Annotated in this window: 19 protein-coding genes and 2 pseudogenes; 8 read left to right on the plus strand and 13 right to left on the minus strand. The window is 61.1% G+C overall.

Annotated elements, in window-relative coordinates; genetic code table 11:
• The first annotated feature begins 183 nt into the window (after positions 1-183).
• Genes GDIA_RS04565 through hydA form a run of 6 tightly spaced genes read left to right on the plus strand, consistent with a single transcriptional unit; the run spans position 184 to position 5981 of the window.
• Positions 184-399: a 2Fe-2S iron-sulfur cluster-binding protein gene (locus GDIA_RS04565; protein ID WP_012553434.1), complete on the plus strand. Its 216-nt coding sequence runs from the start codon at positions 184-186 to the stop codon at positions 397-399.
• Entirely contained in the window at positions 386-1810 is a 1425-nt protein-coding gene (locus GDIA_RS04570; RefSeq protein WP_012553435.1) for an FAD/NAD(P)-dependent oxidoreductase, read from the plus strand. Before GDIA_RS04565 ends, GDIA_RS04570 begins: the two co-directional genes overlap by 14 nt.
• Complete coding sequence (locus tag GDIA_RS04575) at positions 1807-2958, plus strand: NAD(P)/FAD-dependent oxidoreductase (RefSeq protein WP_012553436.1); 1152 nt, start codon at positions 1807-1809, stop codon at positions 2956-2958. Before GDIA_RS04570 ends, GDIA_RS04575 begins: the two co-directional genes overlap by 4 nt.
• Positions 2955-3902 carry a dihydrodipicolinate synthase family protein gene (locus GDIA_RS04580; protein ID WP_012226850.1) on the plus strand — a complete coding sequence of 316 codons (948 nt, stop codon included), beginning with the start codon at positions 2955-2957 and terminating at the stop codon, positions 3900-3902. The genes GDIA_RS04575 and GDIA_RS04580 overlap by 4 nt, the downstream gene beginning before the upstream one ends.
• 4 nt (positions 3903-3906) lie before the next feature.
• Positions 3907-4548 carry a GntR family transcriptional regulator gene (locus GDIA_RS04585; RefSeq protein ID WP_012226852.1) on the plus strand — a complete coding sequence of 214 codons (642 nt, stop codon included), beginning with the start codon at positions 3907-3909 and terminating at the stop codon, positions 4546-4548.
• A 38-nt stretch (positions 4549-4586) separates the two neighbouring features.
• Positions 4587-5981: a dihydropyrimidinase gene (hydA, locus tag GDIA_RS04590; protein WP_012226854.1), complete on the plus strand. Its 1395-nt coding sequence runs from the start codon at positions 4587-4589 to the stop codon at positions 5979-5981.
• A 170-nt stretch (positions 5982-6151) separates the two neighbouring features.
• Here hydA and GDIA_RS18345 read toward each other — a convergent pair.
• The 12 genes and pseudogenes from GDIA_RS18345 to GDIA_RS04655 form a co-directional block, all read right to left on the minus strand.
• Positions 6152-7209 (minus strand): IS630-like element ISGdi4 family transposase gene (locus tag GDIA_RS18345; protein ID WP_157864088.1). Its coding sequence is split into 2 segments (ribosomal slippage): positions 6152-6717 and positions 6717-7209, totalling 1059 coding nucleotides; the frame shifts between segments, so codons are not numbered across the junction.
• Positions 7210-7418: 209 nt separating this feature from the next.
• Positions 7419-8156, minus strand: a pseudogene (locus GDIA_RS04605) (TonB-dependent receptor domain-containing protein); the annotation flags it as partial.
• Positions 8157-8174: 18 nt separating this feature from the next.
• Positions 8175-9232 (minus strand): IS630-like element ISGdi4 family transposase gene (locus tag GDIA_RS18350; RefSeq protein ID WP_157864088.1). Its coding sequence is split into 2 segments (ribosomal slippage): positions 8175-8740 and positions 8740-9232, totalling 1059 coding nucleotides; the frame shifts between segments, so codons are not numbered across the junction.
• A 76-nt stretch (positions 9233-9308) separates the two neighbouring features.
• A pseudogene (locus GDIA_RS04620) lies at positions 9309-9731 on the minus strand (TonB-dependent receptor domain-containing protein); the annotation flags it as partial.
• Entirely contained in the window at positions 9692-10516 is an 825-nt protein-coding gene (locus GDIA_RS04625) for an IS5-like element ISGdi2 family transposase (RefSeq protein ID WP_012553437.1), read from the minus strand. The pseudogene GDIA_RS04620 and the gene GDIA_RS04625, both read right to left, overlap by 40 nt.
• A gap of 41 nt (positions 10517-10557) precedes the next feature.
• Positions 10558-10740 (minus strand): hypothetical protein, encoded by a 183-nt coding sequence (locus GDIA_RS04630; protein ID WP_043458697.1) that lies wholly within the window; start codon positions 10738-10740, stop codon positions 10558-10560.
• A 437-nt stretch (positions 10741-11177) separates the two neighbouring features.
• Positions 11178-12295, minus strand: a protein-coding gene (locus GDIA_RS04635; RefSeq protein WP_157864127.1) for an IS3-like element ISGdi11 family transposase whose coding sequence is annotated in 2 segments (ribosomal slippage) — positions 11178-12043 and positions 12043-12295 — 1119 coding nt in all. Because the reading frame shifts where the segments join, the coding sequence is not laid out codon by codon here.
• Positions 12296-12765: 470 nt separating this feature from the next.
• Positions 12766-13035: a hypothetical protein gene (locus tag GDIA_RS19060; protein WP_157864137.1), complete on the minus strand. Its 270-nt coding sequence runs from the start codon at positions 13033-13035 to the stop codon at positions 12766-12768.
• A complete protein-coding gene (locus tag GDIA_RS19065) occupies positions 13035-13442 on the minus strand; it encodes a hypothetical protein (protein ID WP_157864139.1) in 408 nt (135 codons plus the stop codon). Before GDIA_RS19065 ends, GDIA_RS19060 begins: the two co-directional genes overlap by 1 nt.
• A gap of 321 nt (positions 13443-13763) precedes the next feature.
• Complete coding sequence (locus GDIA_RS04645) at positions 13764-14177, minus strand: hypothetical protein (protein WP_012553438.1); 414 nt, start codon at positions 14175-14177, stop codon at positions 13764-13766.
• Positions 14178-14192: 15 nt separating this feature from the next.
• Positions 14193-14747: a Panacea domain-containing protein gene (locus tag GDIA_RS04650; protein ID WP_012553439.1), complete on the minus strand. Its 555-nt coding sequence runs from the start codon at positions 14745-14747 to the stop codon at positions 14193-14195.
• 500 nt (positions 14748-15247) lie between these two features.
• A complete protein-coding gene (locus GDIA_RS04655; protein ID WP_012553440.1) occupies positions 15248-15916 on the minus strand; it encodes an alpha/beta hydrolase in 669 nt (222 codons plus the stop codon).
• Between the two features lie 90 nt (positions 15917-16006).
• Here GDIA_RS04655 and GDIA_RS04660 point away from each other — a divergent pair, with 90 nt between their 5' ends.
• Positions 16007-16729, plus strand: a complete 723-nt coding sequence (locus tag GDIA_RS04660) for a DsbA family oxidoreductase (RefSeq protein WP_012553441.1) — start codon at positions 16007-16009, stop codon at positions 16727-16729.
• A gap of 26 nt (positions 16730-16755) precedes the next feature.
• On the opposite strand, the gene GDIA_RS04665 is transcribed toward GDIA_RS04660, so the two are convergent.
• Positions 16756-17154, minus strand: coding sequence for an ArsR/SmtB family transcription factor (locus tag GDIA_RS04665; RefSeq protein WP_233056741.1), 399 nt, complete (start codon positions 17152-17154; stop codon positions 16756-16758).
• A 204-nt stretch (positions 17155-17358) separates the two neighbouring features.
• Between GDIA_RS04665 and GDIA_RS04670 the strand changes: the two genes are divergently transcribed.
• Complete coding sequence (locus GDIA_RS04670; protein WP_244455102.1) at positions 17359-18792, plus strand: efflux transporter outer membrane subunit; 1434 nt, start codon at positions 17359-17361, stop codon at positions 18790-18792.
• Positions 18793-18870: the final 78 nt, after the last annotated feature.

The following is an 18870-nucleotide window of genomic DNA, read 5'->3' on the forward strand; positions in this document are numbered from 1 at the left end:
AGACAGGCTCTCAAGACTCCGGCTTCCTCCATATTGGATGTTGCGATCCAGGCATCACTGTTCTAAAGAACATATACGCTTTGTATACGATTAAAACACCGTTCAAGGAAGAGTTTCTTGCCCGAACCGATTCCTCCCGGGAACGAAAACCGTTCCGTCCCTTTTCTCTTCGAAGGACGCGCCATGCAGGCGCCAGAGGGCGAACCCCTGGCCGCCGTCCTGCGGCGGGCGGGAATCGTGGCACTGGGTGTTTCCCCCCGCGACGGCACGCCGCGCGGCGCCTTCTGCTTCATGGGCAGTTGCCAGGAATGCCGCGTCCTGATCGACGGCACCCTTGCCTATGCCTGCCGTGCCACGGTGCGGCGGGACATGAAGGTCACAGCCTATGTCGCCTCCTGACCGCGGCGCGCTGGTCGTGGTCGGCGGGGGCGTCGCCGGCGCCACCGCCGCCCTGACCATCAGCCGTCACGGCCTGCCGGTCACCCTGGTCGACGAGCAGCCGCAGGCGGGCGGACAGATCTTTCGCGCACCGACGCCTTATGCACGGCGGCATGTGCCGCCAAACCATGAATTCGCCGGCGGCGACCGTCTGCGCGCCCTGCTGGCAGGGTCTCGCGTCGAGACGCGCCCCGCTACCCGGGTCTGGGGCGTATCGCCCCGGATGGATCTGGATGTCCTGGGCCCCGACGGCATCGACCAGATCGCCACCCGGGCCCTGGTCGTGGCGAACGGCGCGACGGAACGCGTCCTGCCCTTCCCCGGCTGGACCGATCCGCGCGTCATCGGATTGGCGGGGGCCAGCATCCTGTTGCGCAACGCCGGAACCCTGCCCGGCCGGCGTGTCGTGGTCGCGGGCGCCGGCCCCCTGCTCTTTTCCGTCGCCCATCAGGTGATGGAGCTGGGCGGCGACGTGGTGGCCGTGGTCGATGCCGGGCGATCCGGCGACTGGCTCCGGCTGGGGACCGCCCTGATGCGGGACCCGGCGCGGCTGCGCCTGGCCGTGCAATGGATGACGCGCCTGCGCCTGGCCGGCATCCCGATCCATCACAGGGCCCACATTGCCGCCGTCCATGCCGCCACGGACGGACTGTCCGTCGCGGTCGCGAAAGCCGGACGGCCGGGAGTGGCCTTCCGGTACGACGATGTGGATGCGGTCGCCTGTGGCCATGGCCTGAAACCCGCCACCTTGCTGACCCGCACGCTGGGCGCGCGCCACCGTTTCGACGGCGTGGGCGGTTATTGGGAGCCGGAGACGGATTTCTCCGGCCGCACCAGCCGGGCCGGGCTTTATGCGACCGGGGACGCCGCGGGCATCCGGGGCGCTGCCGTCGCCCGGCTGCGGGGCCTGATCACCGGCCATGCCGTCGCCCTGGACCAGGGGGCCATCACCGCCCGGGATTTCGCACGCCTGACGCGGCATCCCCGCATGCTGCTGCGCCGGCTGGACCATGTATCGCGGACCATGCTGCCCCTGCTCAACGCCTCCGCGCCGCTGTTCCGCGCCATTCCAGACGACGCCATCGTCTGTCGCTGCGAACGGGTGCGGGCAGCGACACTCCGCGAGGCCACGGCTACGGGCGCGCGCGACCTCAACCAGGTCAAGGCCTGGACCCGCTGCGGCATGGGGCCATGCCAGGGCCGCATGTGCGAAGACGGCGCCCGGGGCGTACTCGCCGCATCCTGCGACCTGTCGCCCGAAGAGGCCGGCAGTTTCACGCCGCGCACGCCCTTCTTCCCCCTGCCCCTCGCGGCGCTGACCGGGACGTTCGCCTACTCGGACATCCCGCTGCCGAAGGCGGCCCCGCTATGACCGTGAAACCGGCATGGCCCGACGCGCCCATGGATATCGCCGTCATCGGCGGCGGCGTCATGGGGGCGACCACCGCACTGTTCCTGGCACGCGGTGGCATGCGCATCGCGCTTCTGGACCGACAGGACCTGTTTCGGGCGGCATCCGGCGTCAATGCCGGCACGCTGACACTGCATATGACGCGTGCGCAGTTGATCCCCCACGCCATGCGCGGCCGCGAAATGTGGCTGACCAGCAGGGAGTGGCTGGGGGCGGATGTCGGCGCCCTTGCCACGCCCGGCCTGTCCCTGGCCTTCACGGAAGCCGAGGAAGCCCTGTTACGCGAGCGCGCCAGAATCCGCCAGCAGGCGGGTGCGCCCATCGAAATCGTCCCGCCTGCGCGCGCCGTCGCGATCGAACCCGGCCTCAACCCCTCGGTTCGCGCCGCCGCCTATTGCGAACTGGACGGACACATTCCCGCCTACCGCGTCGGCAAGGCCTATGCGCAGGCCCTGGGCCGAGCCGGCGTGCACCTGTTCGAGCAGTGTGCGGTGGAGGCGATCCACCCTTCCGGCAACGGATACGACATCCATTGCGCGGAACAGGCGCGCCCCCTGGCGGCCCGGCGCATCGTGCTGGCCGGCGGCGTATGGCTGGAAAAGATGCTGGGCTGGTTCGGCCACACCATTCCCATCCGCTGCCTGATCAACCAGCTCGTCGTGACGGAAACGATGCCGCAGGTCATGGGCAGCGTCGTCAGCATCGCCAACGGCCTTCTGTCGCTCAAGCAGTTCGCCAACGGCAGCGTCCTGATCGGCGGGGGCTGGCAGGGCGAAGGCAATATCCATGAAGGTGGCACCCGCGTCATTCCCGAAAACCTGCGCGGCAATGTGCGCCTGGCGCAGCACGTCATCCCGCGCCTGTCCCAGGCGCAGATCCTTCGGGTATGGCTCGGCCTCGAATCCGAAACGCCGGACGCCATGCCGTTGATCGGCGCCCTGACCCCACGCGACGACGCGTTCGTGATCGGGTGCGCCCATTCCGGTTTCACCAGCGGCCCGTATATGGGCCGCCTGCTGGCGGAACGCATCCTGGGCGGCACACCGGACCTGAGCGCATTCGACCCTCACCGCTTTTCCCCGTCCAGCATTCCGGAATCCTCGTCATGATCCCTGCTTCCGCCACCCCCTTCCGGGGCGTCTATGCCGCGACGCTGCTTCCCCTGCACGAAGACGGGATGATCGACGCACCCGGCCTGGCCCGCCACATGAAGGACTGTACGTCCTCCCCGGACATCGTGGGTATCCTCTGCAATGGCCATGCCGGCGAGAACCACCTGCTGAACCGCGAGGAGAAACGGCTGGTCGTCGAAACCGCCCGGCACGCGATCGGCATGGAGAAGATCATCGTCTCGGGCGTGCTGTCGGAAGACATCCAGGACGCCTGCCTGCAGGCCCGCGACGCGGTCGATGCCGGGGCGGATGCCCTTCTGGTCTTTCCCCCCTTCTCCTGGGCAGTATCGCAGGATGCCGAGGCCATCGTCGCCCATCACCGTGCCATCTGCGAGGCAGTGGATGCGCCGGTCATGCTATACCAGTCGTCGATCGGCACCGGCGGCATGGCCTATTCCCTTCCGATCCTGGAACGGCTGCTGCAGCTTCCCCGAATCGTGGCGATCAAGGAGGGAAGCTGGGAGACCAACGCCTATGACCGTCATCGTCGGCTGGCGGCGCGCGTCGCCCCCCACGTCGAGGTCATGGCCTCGGGCGACGAGCATCTGCTGCCCTGCTTCGCGATTGGAACCACCGGCAGCCTCGTCAGCCTCGCGGCCATCCTGCCCCGCAGCATCGGCCGGCTGTGGAACGCCGTCCAGGCCCAGGACCTGGACACCGCCCGCCGGGTCCATGCCGCCATCCAGCCCCTGGCGAACCTGATCTACGGCCGCGCCCCGTCCGGCCGCGCCACGCTGCGCCTGAAAGCCTGCCTGGTCATGCAGAAGACATGGTCGTCCTGCCGGACCAGGAAGGCATCCGAAGTTCTTTCACCGGAGGAATGGCGGGAATTGTCACAGGCTCTAGAATACGCGCTGGTAATGGAACAGGAACGTGACTGACACCATGACGGCCGAACGTGAACTCAATCTTGCCGAACACGCCTACGGGCAGATTCGGCGCATGATCCTGGAACGGGAACTGCCCGGGGGCATGTCGGTCGTCGAAGGCCGCCTGGCGGACCATCTGGAAATTTCGCGCACTCCGGTTCGCGAAGCCGTGATGCGCCTGGCCGCCGAGGGGCTGCTGACCAAACAGGGGTCGCGGTCATTCGCGGTCCGCCGCGTTTCGGCGGCCGAATTCTTTCAATGCATGCATATCCGCGAGGTCCTGGAAGGCGAAGCGATCCAACTGGCATTCGGCAAGATCGATCGCAGCCGTGTCACCGAACTGCGCGAGAAGGTGATCGCGCTGGGCCAGTCCCCCGAACAGACTGCCGCCCAGTGGCAGCTGGACGACCAGATCCATCTGATGTTCGCCCGGGCATCAGGCAATATCGTTCTGACCAAGACCATAAACGAACTGCGAACGCTGACGCGACTGTGTGAGGTCACTTATCCGCTCGGGCGCGTGCCGGCTTCGACCGTCGAACATCTGGCCATTCTGGACAGGCTGCTCGATGGCGATGCCGAGGCCACGAAGACCGCCATGCTGACCCACCTGCGCAACGTTGCGACAGACTGCATGGACATCCTTCGCGGCGGCTAGCGCTCTGCCCCGACCTTTCCCACGCCAGGAATCTTCCAATGACCTTCGACATCGTCATCCGCAACGGCACCATCGTGACCGCCAGCGACGTGTTTACCGCCGATATCGGCATTACCGGCGAAACGATCGACACGATCGGGCACGGTCTGACCGGCCACCATGTCGTGGACGCCACCGGGCTGCTGGTCATGCCGGGCGGCATCGACGGTCATTGCCATATCGAGCAGGAAGAGGCCGACGGCACGGTGCATGAGGACGATTTCGCTTCGGCAAGCGCGTCCGCACTGCTGGGCGGCACGACGACGGTGGTGTGTTTCGCGTCCCATGTGCCCGGACGCAACATCGTCACACAGTTCGAGGATTATCTCCGGCGGGGGCAGAATTCGCGCATCGATTTCGCCGTCCACCAGATCGTCACGCGTACCGACGCGGATACGATCGAAAAGGGTATTCCCGAAATCGCCCGCCGGGGCGTGGCGGGGCTGAAGGTCTTCATGACCTACGACGATTTCCATCTGACGGACGGACAGTTCCTACGCGTTCTCGACGCGGCGAAGGCCAGCGGCCTCGTGGTTTCGGTCCATTGCGAAAATTACGACGCGATCCGCCACATGATCGAAGCCCATCTCGCCGCCGGACGAACCGACGCCCACGCCCACGCCACCTCCCGCCCCCCCTGCCTGGAACGCGAGGCCACCTATCGCGCCATGACCCTGGCCGAACTCGTCGACCACGACATCCAGATCTTCCATGTTTCATGCCCGGAAGTCGCCGAGGAAATCGCGCGCGCCCGTCACCGCGGCGTCAAGGTCTCCGCGGAAACCTGCCCGCATTATCTTTCCCTCACGGAAGCCGATCTGAAGCGGAACGGATTCGAGGGCGCAAAATATATCTGCAGCCCCCCTCTGCGCACCCAGGCCGACCAGGACGGCATGTGGTCGTATCTGCGCGATGGAGTGATCGGCATCGTATCGTCCGATCATTGCGGCTACAGCTTGGAAGGAACGTCCGGCAAAGCACGCCATGGCCGCGACGCGGATTTTTCACTGATCCCCAACGGGATGCCCGGGCTGGGAACCAGAATGGCCGTCCTGTTCGATGCCGGTGTAAACAGCCAGAAGATCGGCCTGACGGATTTCGTCCGCCTGACGGCCACCGCACCGGCCCAGCGATATGGCCTTTATCCCCGCAAGGGCACGATCGCCCCGGGCAGCGACGCGGACCTGGTCCTCTGGGACCGGACACAGCAGGTCAGGATCACCAATGACCTGTTCCAAAGCAGGATCGACTACACACCATTCGAGGGACGCCTCGTCACCGGTTGGCCCGCCATGGTGCTTGCACGCGGCAGGATAGCCGTCGAGAACGGCCAGGTACTCCGCAAACCCACGATGGGCCGTTTCCTTAAAGCCCGTTCGGGACCGCAGGATTGAACATGCCTGCCGCCCCTGCCCCAATGTGCCCTGGGTTCCGAATTAAGGTTACGGCTTGCTCCCGAAGGTCGAACCGCCGAATGGTAGAGTTTCCGACCTGAGTCACGGCAACGGTCTGAATGCGTCGGGAATGTGCAGCGAGATCGGCGTCTTATACCAACTCCTGTTTGTTAAAACCCATGTGCCCATTGTCGTAGCCCGAGGGACATGATGCGCCAGGGCTGGTCGACGAGCTGGTTCCAGGCGTGGCAGCAGATATCGACGATGTCGTCGTAGGTGCGGAAGATCCGGTTCGACAGCCAGGTATTGCGCATGAACTGCCAGACGTTTTCCACCGGATTGAGTTCGGGCGAGCGTGGCGGGAGCGGCAGGATGGTGATGTTGGCGGGGATATCGAGTTTCGGGCTGGTATGCCACGCTGCCTGATCGACGATGAGGATAGCGTGAGCGCCCGGCGCTACGGCCTGCGAGATCTCGTCGAGATGCCGGTTCATGGCGTGGAGGTTGCACCAGGGCAGGACGAGGGCCGCTCCCTTGCCTAGCGCCGGACAGATCGCTCCGAAGATCCAGGCCGAACGTGTGCGCTGATCGGCAGGCGCGCGTGGACGGGTGCCGCGTCTGGCCCAGCGGCGCGTCAGCTTCGTTTTCTGGCCGACCCTCGCCTCGTCGCCCCACCAGAGTTCGATGGCCTTGCCGGGATGCCGGGCCCGGATCCCGGCCATGACGTCGGGGAAGCTTTTTTAAAAACGTCCTGGGCCTCGGGATCCTGGGCATGGTGCCGGGGGCGTCCCGTCAGAAGGCGGAAGTCGAGGCCCCGGATAACGGCGCTCAGCCGGCTGCGCGAAAGAGAGACGCCGAATTCCTCATAAAGCCATTGCCCCAGATCAGCCTGCCGCCAGCGCACCACCCCATGCACGGCAGCGATCGGGCCGTCCTCGATCCGGCGCATCAGCGCTTCCAACATGGCTGGTGTCAGGCGGGGAACGACACCGCCCCCATGATGATCCCGCACGCCATCCGGGCCCTCGGCGTTGAAACGCACCACCCAGTCCCGCACAATCTGCCGATCCGTCCCAGCCAGTCGTGCCGCGTCTCCGCGTGACGCACCATCGTAGATCGCCGCCAGCGCCAGAAGCCGACGCGCCTGGCCCGCATGCCTCGTTGTCCGCGCCAGAGCACGCAGTCCCGCCGCATCATAATCCTCACGCAACGCTAACGCCCCGCCCATTCGGATGCCTCCCGCCCGGTTCGGCATCCTGTGAATCACAGCTCGTTCCAGAACGATACCGTCAGGCAATCACATATGAGTCAGGGCCGACCGGAGTTGGTATTATTGCCGATCTCGTTGTAGTCTCTGCGTCAAAATTTTCCGCCTCGCTGCATGACAAGAGAACGATGCCATCCGCAGCTCAGACACGGTCACTAACGGACGGCGCCTCAGAACTCCGCCGACAAGGTAAAGTGATAGACGCGCGGCAGCCCCGCATACAAGGTTGATGCCGCGCCGGACGTGCCACTCGGCGCACCGGTATAAACCGATGCCCAGTACCGTTCGTTCGTGACATTGCTGACGCCAAAACGCGCGACCCACGGAAACCGGGCGACGTGGAAGGCATAACGCGTGCCCAGTTCCAGCGTCGTGTACGATCCGGTATGCAGCGTATTGGTCACATTGGCCGCACGGTTGCCAATATAATGGACCCCGGCATTGAAGGCCCAACCCGACGCGAAGGAACCCAACCTCGCCGGCAGGCGGTAGTCCAGCAACAGACTGGCTTGCAACGGCGCGGCGCCCACAATTTCCTTGTTGTTGTAGGCGGCGGTCTTGCTGCCGACCAGTTCCGCATCCAGCCAGGTCATACCGGCAAGAACGGAAAGGTTAGGCAGAACCTCACCCGAAACCTGGGCTTCCACGCCATAATTGCGCTGCGTTCCGCCATATGTGTAGGTCTGGCAGGTCTTACCGCCGGCGCACGTACCATTCGCCGCGCCGACATACATCGCATAGGGCGAGGTCATGCGGAAACCATCGACGTTGAAATGCATTTTCTGATACCGCACTTTATAGCCAACTTCATACTCTTCGGAATGCGCGATCGGCAATGCGATGTTCGTGTTGGTATAATATTGACTGTTGGGCGTAACGGGTCCCGCCTCGACCGACTGCCCATAGGTAATACCAACTCCTGTTTGTTAAAACCCATGTGCCCATTGTCGTAGCCCGAGGGACATGATGCGCCAGGGCTGGTCGACGAGCTGGTTCCAGGCGTGGCAGCAGATATCGACGATGTCGTCGTAGGTGCGGAAGATCCGGTTCGACAGCCAGGTATTGCGCATGAACTGCCAGACGTTTTCCACCGGATTGAGTTCGGGCGAGCGTGGCGGGAGCGGCAGGATGGTGATGTTGGCGGGGATATCGAGTTTCGGGCTGGTATGCCACGCTGCCTGATCGACGATGAGGATAGCGTGAGCGCCCGGCGCTACGGCCTGCGAGATCTCGTCGAGATGCCGGTTCATGGCGTGGAGGTTGCACCAGGGCAGGACGAGGGCCGCTCCCTTGCCTAGCGCCGGACAGATCGCTCCGAAGATCCAGGCCGAACGTGTGCGCTGATCGGCAGGCGCGCGTGGACGGGTGCCGCGTCTGGCCCAGCGGCGCGTCAGCTTCGTTTTCTGGCCGACCCTCGCCTCGTCGCCCCACCAGAGTTCGATGGCCTTGCCGGGATGCCGGGCCCGGATCCCGGCCATGACGTCGGGGAAGCTTTTTTAAAAACGTCCTGGGCCTCGGGATCCTGGGCATGGTGCCGGGGGCGTCCCGTCAGAAGGCGGAAGTCGAGGCCCCGGATAACGGCGCTCAGCCGGCTGCGCGAAAGAGAGACGCCGAATTCCTCATAAAGCCATTGCCCCAGATCAGCCTGCCGCCAGCGCACCACCCCATGCACGGCAGCGATCGGGCCGTCCTCGATCCGGCGCATCAGCGCTTCCAACATGGCTGGTGTCAGGCGGGGAACGACACCGCCCCCATGATGATCCCGCACGCCATCCGGGCCCTCGGCGTTGAAACGCACCACCCAGTCCCGCACAATCTGCCGATCCGTCCCAGCCAGTCGTGCCGCGTCTCCGCGTGACGCACCATCGTAGATCGCCGCCAGCGCCAGAAGCCGACGCGCCTGGCCCGCATGCCTCGTTGTCCGCGCCAGAGCACGCAGTCCCGCCGCATCATAATCCTCACGCAACGCTAACGCCCCGCCCATTCGGATGCCTCCCGCCCGGTTCGGCATCCTGTGAATCACAGCTCGTTCCAGAACGATACCGTCAGGCAATCACATATGAGTCAGGGCGGACCGGAGTTGGTATAAAATAGAAGGTCTGGTTGTCGGTCGGCTTGTACATCAGGCTGGTCGTCGGACTGAAGGCAGCGTTGGCCTGGAAGCTCTGCTTGAGCGGACTGGTGGCATTGAGCGCACCTGCCTGATCGATCCAGCTCCAGGCGAGCGTCCCCATGATCGACCAATGTTTATTGATCGTCAGCGTATCGCCCACGATAAAGGACTGGCTGGTAATGGTGCTGGATTTGTAACGTCCCTGATAATAAGGCTGCGTGCCGCCGGTGGGCGCAGCACCATACATATTGTACGTTCCCAGGTTTTGCGGCGCCGTTACCGCACTCGTCGGATTATAGTTTCCCATCATGTAAGAGCCTGTTTGGAAAGTCATGGATGAGCGTTTCTTCGGGTGAGATTGGCGCCCATGGCGACGAAGATCATGGCCTGTGAGACATCGATGCGACGCTCGTAATCGCGCACGAGGCGTCGCCATCGGGTCATCCATCCGAAGGTTCGCTCCACGACCCAGCGCCGGGGGAGAACCTCAAAGCCTTTCGCTCCGTCCCTGCGACGGATCACCTCGACGACGAAGTCCAGGTAGGCAGCCTTGTCCATCAACTGGAGCCGGTCATAGGCACCGTCCGCGAATAGATGCTTGACCCACGGCCAGCGCTTGCGGATCGCGTCCAGGATCATCTGCGCTCCGGCGCTGTCGGAGATGTCCGCCGGCGTCAGGTTGACCATCAGCAGGCGTCCGTCCGTATCCACGGCGATATGCCGCTTGCGCCCGACAATCTTCTTTCCAGCGTCGTAACCTCTTGTTTTCGCGTGCGGCGCCTTGATGCTCTGGCTGTCGATCACTCCGGCCGAAGGGCTGGCTTCACGGCCCGAGCGCTCCCGGTCAAGCATCAGTTCCACATCATGAATGGTCTGGAACAGGAACCGCCGGGCCAATTCCCTGAACCAACCATAGACCGTACGCCAATGCCCGAAATGGATCGGCAGCATTCGCCAGCCGCAGCCGGATCGAACCAGGTAACGAACCGCGTTGATCACCTCGCGGAATTCGATCTCGCGCGGACGCCCCGTGCGTCCCGGCTCGGGCATCAGTGGCGCGATGCGCGCCCATTCCTCCTCCGTCATATCAGACGGATAACGCTTCGTCTTGCGGGTAATCCTGGCCATGCGGCCTCTCTGCTCTGGCGTCCACATCCAGAGCTTGAATCACACTTCAGCGACTTTCCAAACAGGCTCTAACCGTTGGTACCGATGACCAGATCATGCCTGATCGGCCCCGTATGAACACGACCATTGAAATACGCCATGTTGCTGCCGACGCGGAAATCGTCCGCCGTCGTCGTCGCCGTTGCTTTCGACGTATAGAAACCATCGGTGCCGTCCTTCGCGGCCAGCGTATCGCTAAGTGACTGTTTCAAAAGTCCGAAAACAGCCTAAAAACGTGAGTCATAGCCTGTTGATTTGATGAGTTACCCTCAAATGAGGGTAACTCAAGCCGCAAGATACTTTTTACCTTTTTGGGTAAAAATAAGGGTGCAACTTGCGCCCTTATTTACTATAAAATTAAATGTAAATTAGCAGCGTTTTTTTATTTCATTTTCGACAATTTTTCTATCCCTGTCCAAAATATCAATTACATAAGACCATCCTGGCCCCTGATTTCGTTGACTTTCTTGAGCAACAAATTCTTCGAGTTTTTTAATATGTTTCAACGCAGCATGTAGTTCTGCACAGTTCATAGTATTTATAGAAGGCATATTTCCTCACTTAATAATACTGTTATGGGTAAAGCATTGATAGGCTGGTGGCTCGCAACCACCAGCCCATTAGGTGTGACCCTGCCCCGAACGTGCCCTCAGTTTTGAGTTAGGGTCTGTGTATTGTTGTATGCCTTGGTGGCGTGTTGAGCGAAAGCCTCTGGCGTCATGCCATTGAGGCTGGTGTGAGGCCTGACGGCGTTGTAGTCGGCCCGCCAGTCCTCGATGACCGTCCGAGCGTGGGCGATGTTACGGAACAGATGCTCATTGAGGCATTCGTCGCGGAACCGGCCGTTGAAGCTCTCGACGAACCCGTTCTGCTGCGGCTTGCCCGGTGCGATATAGTGCCACAGCACCGATCGCTTCTGCTGCCAGGCCAGGATCGCGTTCGATGTCATCTCGGTGCCATTGTCGCTAACGATCATCAGCGGCCAGCCGCGATGCTCGCCGATCCGGTCGAGTTCACGACCGAGGCGTTCGCCTGATAACGAGGTGTCCGCCACCAGCGCCAGACATTCGCGCGTGTAGTCGTCGACCACCGTCAGCACCCGGAAGCGCCGTCCGTTGTTCAATGCATCCGAGACGAAATCCAGGCTCCAGCGCTGGTTCGGCCCGTCGGGCAGCATCATCGGCGAGCGCGTGCCCAGCGCCCGTTTCCGGCCGCCACGCTTGCGGACCGACAGCCCCTCTTCGCGATACAGCCGGAACAGCTTCTTGTGGTTCATCGTCATTCCTTCCCGGCCGAGCAGGATATGCAGTCGCCGGTAGCCAAATCGCCGTCGCTCCCCAGCCAGTTCGCGCAGCCGCCCGCGCGCTGCGGCATCATCCGGGCGGCGTGACGCATAGCGCCAGGTCTTCGGGTCCATGCCGATCAGCCGGCAGGCCCGTCGCTGCGAATACTCTTTCTCCCGGATCGCCCAGGTCACGGCTTCCCGCCGCAAACCGGGCGTCACGAGTTTTTTGCCAGTAGTTCCTTCAGCGTCGAGACGTCCATCACGCTCTCCGCCAGAAGCCGCTTCAGCTTCGCGTTCTCTTCTTCAAGAGCCTTGAGGCGCCGCGCTTCCGACACCTCCATCCCGCCGTATTTCGACCGCCAGGTGTAGAAGGTCGCGTCACTGATCCCGTGCTTGCGGCACAGATCCGCAGCCGTAGCGCCCGCCTGATGCTCTTTCAGGACCCCGATAATCTGGTCCTGCGTAAATCGCGCTTTCTTCATCGTCTGTCTCCAGTGGACAGACCTTACTTCAATGCGAGGGCATTTCAGGGGGCAAGGTCACCGTAGAACTGGACATTTATCGCAATTGGTTGCGGGTTAAGCGGCCCCGCTTTGAACCTGCGAAATTAGGTCATTGATTTTGGTTGGTATTTATTTTCATCCCGCCATGCAGCCAAACAAAAACCCCGCCAACCGATTGGTTTAGCGGGGTTTTTGTATTTTGTATGGTTGCGGGGGCAGGATTGGTTCTCAAGTTGCGACAATCGCAAGACGAGAATAAAGCGGGCTTAATAGACTGTTTCGATCGACTTTTTTCCGCATGCGCCTGATCCCCAACTGCAATCATTGAGTTCAGCTCCTCGTGGAATGGAGGATTTATTTATTCGAAGCTGTGTCCGCTTGCGCCTCACGTCGGATGTAGAAAGCTTAGTTTTTCCTCGCTTGAAGCGGACACACTTTCCCACTCTTCTTTAACGTTCCTTCTTAATCCAACTCCAAAATGATTTGGACATCCATCCCTGTCGATTGTCTATGTTTAATTCGCAGATGAATACGTTACCCCCCTCTTTTGCAAGAGGTGATAACCTTGCATATAACTTTTCAACGCTTGAACTTGAATAGAGAATCCACATTTTAGAATCGACTTTATACCAGTCGATTGCTTTGTTCATTTTCTCCTCAATTTGATCAGCAGTGACATCTGGCTTTCGATCTAAATAAACAACGAAAAACCCGGTCATCACTGCCCCTCTATTTTTTTTGGTTCTTCAATATCAGCGGCTTCTATAGATGCATTATCGATAATTGGCTGCGCATGATCGATCGCATTTGTTTGTGATTGCAGAATGCCACCATACTTCGATTCCTGTATTATGCGCTCATGTGCAACGAACTCCGCACCATCCAAAATGGCGATCAATGGATTTTTTTCGGCGAATTGGAGAAATCTTTGTAGAAAATAAGCAGAAAATATAAGTATTAAAATAACTGCAGCAATATCTAGACATAAGTTCCGCGCTGCCAGAACAATGGCAGAGATACAAATGACTGTTACAATAAGAGCTAAAGTAGCCTTACCGAAGATACCACCTCGTAAGTTTACCTTGCCAATTTTTTCTATGGCCTCAGTTAATTTACCTAAATTCATAATAAAGCCGTTTCTGTCGTAACACCGTTAAATACGAAACGATATTAGGTTTTGTCAACCAACAGATAATTAGCCGACACCACCACCTCATTCATGGTTCCAGTTTCGAAGCAATGTGAGAATGGTGATGTCGAAGCGGTTCACTGAGAAACTACCGACACTTTCCCGACTTCGAAATGCCAGAATCAGCCTTCGCAAGTTTGGCCACTGCCAGGCAGCAAAGCCCCTCAAACAGCCGAGTCGTAGGAGGGAATAGCGGCCGGTTGAGCAGCCACGACAATGGTCACGCAGGCAGTGCCAGCGCCGACCAGTGAGGCCAGGCTAGATGGCCGCGTTTTCTTCGGCTTCCAGCTCAACGCAGCTAAGATACTTCTTTACCTTGCGCGGGGTCTGCGACGAGCGGCAGACGCCCTTTAGCACGCGCAGGAAAGTCTGCCCGTTCATGTCGTCGTGCATGACAATCAGTTCAGCCGCCATCCCGTTCGTGAGGCTGCTCGTGCTAACGATTTTTGCCCGTGCGTAGAGCACGAAAGAGTCATGCTTGAGGAAGGCATGCTCGTGTTTCTGAAGGATGCAGGTGGTGTCGTGGTTCGTGCCAGTGACCGAGCAAACGCTTACTAACGCCACGTTTCCCTCTTCGTCTGGATCACTGCAGACCACATGAAGGTGCTTACGTTCCGGATCGTGCTTGGGCCCGGACACAATGAGCAAGGTGCCCTTCTTCGCGATAGTCATCCCCCGTTAGCCTGCTTACGCTAGCTCAGCTAGCAGTTTGGTAATCGACGCTTGATCGCGAAGAAATTGCGCGTGTTCAGCCGTGTTCTCAATGCCGACAGCGTGGAGCAGTCGCTCAAGCGGGATCGGGTTGGAACTGCCGTTCGGGTCTTCCCATTCGGGAATGTTGTCGCTTTTGTGCGTCCAATCGCGGAGTTGCCACTGCGTCATGCCACCGAACTCTTCCCAGACGCTGTCGAGCACCTCGACCTCGGCGTCGCTGAGTTCGTCGAGATCGTCTACCCCGATATCTGCCTTTACGCCGATCATGTGGTTTGCGCGATCATCGAGGATGGTTGACCAGTTCGCGTCTTCGACTTCGCCCTTCGCGTTGTCGTAAGTCCACGAGTTCACTGGGCCATGCGGCAATGACGCTCGCGGCTCATCAAGCATGGGCACGGCGAAGCGCTTCAGCGCCTCCCGATCGCTGATGTAGACGAGCTTGATCGCCTTCAACATATTGATCGCGCGGGCGTCGGTTTTCAGCGCAAGATAAGCGATGATTTGCGCCGCCTTTGCCGAATTATACACCTGAAAACCTCCTGCGACCCATTGTCACGTAATTCATATAGCAAAGCTCACCTCAATTTTCCACAACGCACATACGGGTCTCGTGCACCAAGAAAATAAAGCATTTCAGCGGCCAGGTAGCACTACGAGCGTGAGTCGATATTAACGCCGCCGCTAGGCTGCAATCGGTCCGGTCTCGATCAATCGCCGACGCCGTCCGTGCAAGTCTAAGTGTCTGATCTAGCCTAAAACCGCCATTCCAGTCCTGAGACGGGAACGACGGCTTCATCCTAAACGCAGTCATGATATGAATGTCTGCTTCCGGGCGCATGAAAATCGCTGCCGAATTGCTTGGGGGCGCGCAGCGGTCATCACACATAGCTGAGCGAACGGCAGAAAATATTGTCTAGGCGCTCCAAACTGGGCAATCCACTCCCCCCCTATTCCGGACAAAATAATTAGAAACTTAACATTCGGTATCAGGCCGGTCGGCCGACCCTGCCTCCCCTTAACCGATATCATCATGACACGAGACACTCTGCCAACCAGGCATTGAGATCGGCAATCTCCGCACCGATGATCTCATGCGCCATCGGATAGACATGCCAGGCAACGTCATGCCCATCGGCACGCAGCCAGTCCCGTGCGAGACGGGCCGCCGCCAACGGCACGACCGTGTCGCCTTCACCGTGCCCCAGAAAAACCGGCGTTGCCCGGTTCGCCTCCGTTGCCTCCCTTCCCGTCTGCCCCGCCAGCGGCAGATAGCCGGACAGACCGGCGATCCCCGCCAGGGGCAAGGGATAGCGCAGCCCGGTCATCATCGACATCGCACAGCCTTGGGAAAACCCGCCAATCACGATACGCCGGGACGGAATACCGCGCGCGACTTCCTGGTCGATCAGGCTCGCCAGATAGGTCTGGGCATCACGTAGCCCCGGCTCATCTTCCTGCAGAAGCAAATCTGGCGCGAGAAGATCATACCATGCCGGCATGCGCTCACCACCACAGACCGAAACCGGCCGGACGGGCGCGTTGGGAAAAATGAACCGGACCGCGCCGATGGAGCGCAGGTCGAGCGCCTGGGCCATGGGCGCCAGATCCCGGCCACTCGCCCCCAGGCCGTGAATGAGGATGATCGACGCGACGGGATTTTTCCCGGTTTCGACCTCCAGCGCTTTCAGCGGCTTCATCCCCTGCTCCCTTCACCATCGGCGTTCGTAATGCTTGATGAAACCATGGTACGGGTATAATCGTACATTATCAAGCATGCGGAGGCTGTCATGAAACTCGAAATCTGGTCCGACTATGCCTGCCCCTATTGTTATATCGGCAAGCGGTTTCTCGAATCCGCCCTGGCCGAGTTCGAGCATGCCCGCGAAGTCGAGATCGTCTTCCGGGCCTTCGAACTCGATCCGACATCGGGTCCGGCAGTGACCACCACAACGCTTGACCGCATCATGCGGAAATACGGCAAAAGCCGAAGCGATGCCCAGGCCATGATCGACCACATCACGTCCATGGGCGAGCGATGCGGTCTCGACATGCGCTATGCCTCGGTCCGCTACACCAACACCTTCGACGCACACCGGCTGACCAAATTCGCCGAACAGCACGGTCACGGCGCGGACATGACGGAGCGGCTGTTCCGGGCCTATTTCACCGACAACTCCCCCCTCGCCGACCATGACATACTTGTCGGCCTTGCGCAGGATGTCGGTCTTGATGGCGACGCCGTGCGCGCTACGCTGACGGGCAGCGACTTCGCCGAAGATGTCAGGCGTGATGAAACCCGTGCGTCACAGGCGGGCGTTCATGGAGTGCCCTTCTTTGTCTTCGACGGCGCCTACGCTCTTTCAGGCGCTCAGCCGAAAGCACAATTGCTGGCCGCCCTGCGCCAGTCATGGAACGAGGCACGTAAAACAGTGTCCGAGAATCCTACCACCGGTATGACCTGCGACAGCACGGGATGCGTTATCCCGCCTTCCACCTCCGGCAGTCCCTGAGCAAAGCCGTCCCGCCGGCAATCCCGTCAGGCAGGCGCACCCTGGCGGGACCGGTCGTATTCGGAAATCGTCTCCTGCGTGAGTGGGTCGCTGGTGAGCGGACCAAGAATGGAATCCAGCAGACCGGGAAACCGGCTGTCCAGATCCTCGCGCCTCAACTCAAGACGGTATTCCCGACCGATATGGCGCTGCCAGACCACACCGCTGTCACGCAGAGCGCGCCAATGATGCGTCATGGTGGATTTCGGAATCTGCGGCAGCACATCACAGCAGGGATGTTCGCCGCCCACGGCGATCGTCCGCACGGCAGCAAGACGGATGGGATTACCCAACGCCGTCAGCACGGCGTCGAGCCGGATATCCTCGCGTTTCGGATGACGTGCGATCATGCGTGGATTGGTACGCGTATCATGGGAGCGGGTCAAGAAAACGCTGCTTCCGAGCCCCCGTCATAAGCCTGTGCCCAATAAGACTGGTCTTTAATCCGTATATACGTCTATGTTCGTATCAATGAGACTCGTTCATGACGACCGGAGGCCGCCTTGCCACCCAATTTCCTACTCCATACCCATAGTCCAAAGCGGGTCGCCGCCGCATCACGCGCGGCCCGGCTGATTCTCGTTGTCCTGATGCCGGGCCTCACAGGCTGCACAGTCGGCCCGACCTACAAGGCTCCCCTGCCACCAGACGCCGCAACATTCGGCGAAACCCGGTCGGAAACAGCGACCGTCGCTTCGGCCAACTCCACGAAGCAGGCTGCCGGAAAGCCGGGTTCCGACTGGTGGCGTCTCTTTCGCTCGCCCCGGCTGGATGCCCTCGTCACAGAGGCACTCCGGAACAGCTGGTCGATCCAGGCGGCGCAGGCCAACTTGCGCAAGGCCGCTGAGGGACTTCATGCCGCCCAGGGCAGCCTGATGCCCCAGATCGACGCCACCGGTACCGAGGGGCGGCAGGAATACGGGGCCGCCCTGTTCGGTCCCTGGGCGTGGACCTTCCCGGCCTTCTCCGCCTATTCGGCCGGCCTCGACGTTTCCTATGACCCCGATATTTTCGGTGGCAACCATCGACTGGTACAGATGGCCGGCGCACAGAAGGATGCCGAACGGGAGCGCCGTGATGTGACGATGCTGCTGGTGATCGGTGATACAGTCCTGACCGCCTTCGAAGCGGCCTCGACAGCAGACCAGATCGCCGTGATCCGGGGTGTGATCGACACCGACCGGGAAACGCTCCAGCTGGCAACGCTCGCCTGGCAGGCGGGCAGGAGACCCCGACTGGATGTCGTGACCGCTGAAGCACAACTGGCGCACGATCAGTCTCTTCTGCCACCGCTGATCAATGCCCATGAGGCCGCGCGAACTACGCTGGCCGTCCTGACCGGGCATTCGCCCGCCAACTGGACCGCACCGACCTTGGCCCTCGCGGATTTCAGCCTTCCGTCGGACATCCCTGTGGTGGTGCCATCCGAACTTGTGCATGCCCGCCCGGACATCATCGGCGCCGAAGCCATGATGCGCGCGGCGAATGCCGAAATCGGCGTCCGGACCGCCGACCTCTATCCCCGACTGACCCTCAGCGCGGCCGTCGCCGCCGAGGGGCTGATGGGCGGCCCCGCCGGTGCGGCGTGGCGCCTGATCGGAGGGGCTGCTCTGCCGCTGTTCCATGGGGGAACCCTCATGGCCCGGAAAAAACAGGCGGAAGAGGACTACCGGATCGCGTTCGATCATTACCAGTTGGTGGTCATCAACGGCTTCCGCGAAGTCGCCGATGGCCTGAACGGCCTGAAGAACGCCTCGACGGAACTGGATAACCAGCGACAGGCCGTGACCTCGGCCGATGACGCGCTGACCTTGAGCCAGGCCGGTTATCAGGCGGGCCGGGAGACCATCCTTCAGCCGATCAACGCCCGACGGCTCTTTCTGCTCGCGCGCCAGAACACAGTGCGGGCACAGACCGAGATGTTCCGTCAGACGGTGCGGATCATGGTGGCGACCGGCGGTGGACTCGCCGACCCCCACGTCACACCCGATCAGTGGCGATCCGTCCGGCTCGCGGCGCGATGACCGGCATCTGATGCACGTTCGGCCTCCAATGCCCGGACTTTCCAGCCCTTTAGGTACGTATATCCGCGTATAACAATA

The organism is Gluconacetobacter diazotrophicus PA1 5, from assembly GCF_000021325.1.
Lineage (GTDB): Bacteria > Pseudomonadota > Alphaproteobacteria > Acetobacterales > Acetobacteraceae > Gluconacetobacter > Gluconacetobacter diazotrophicus.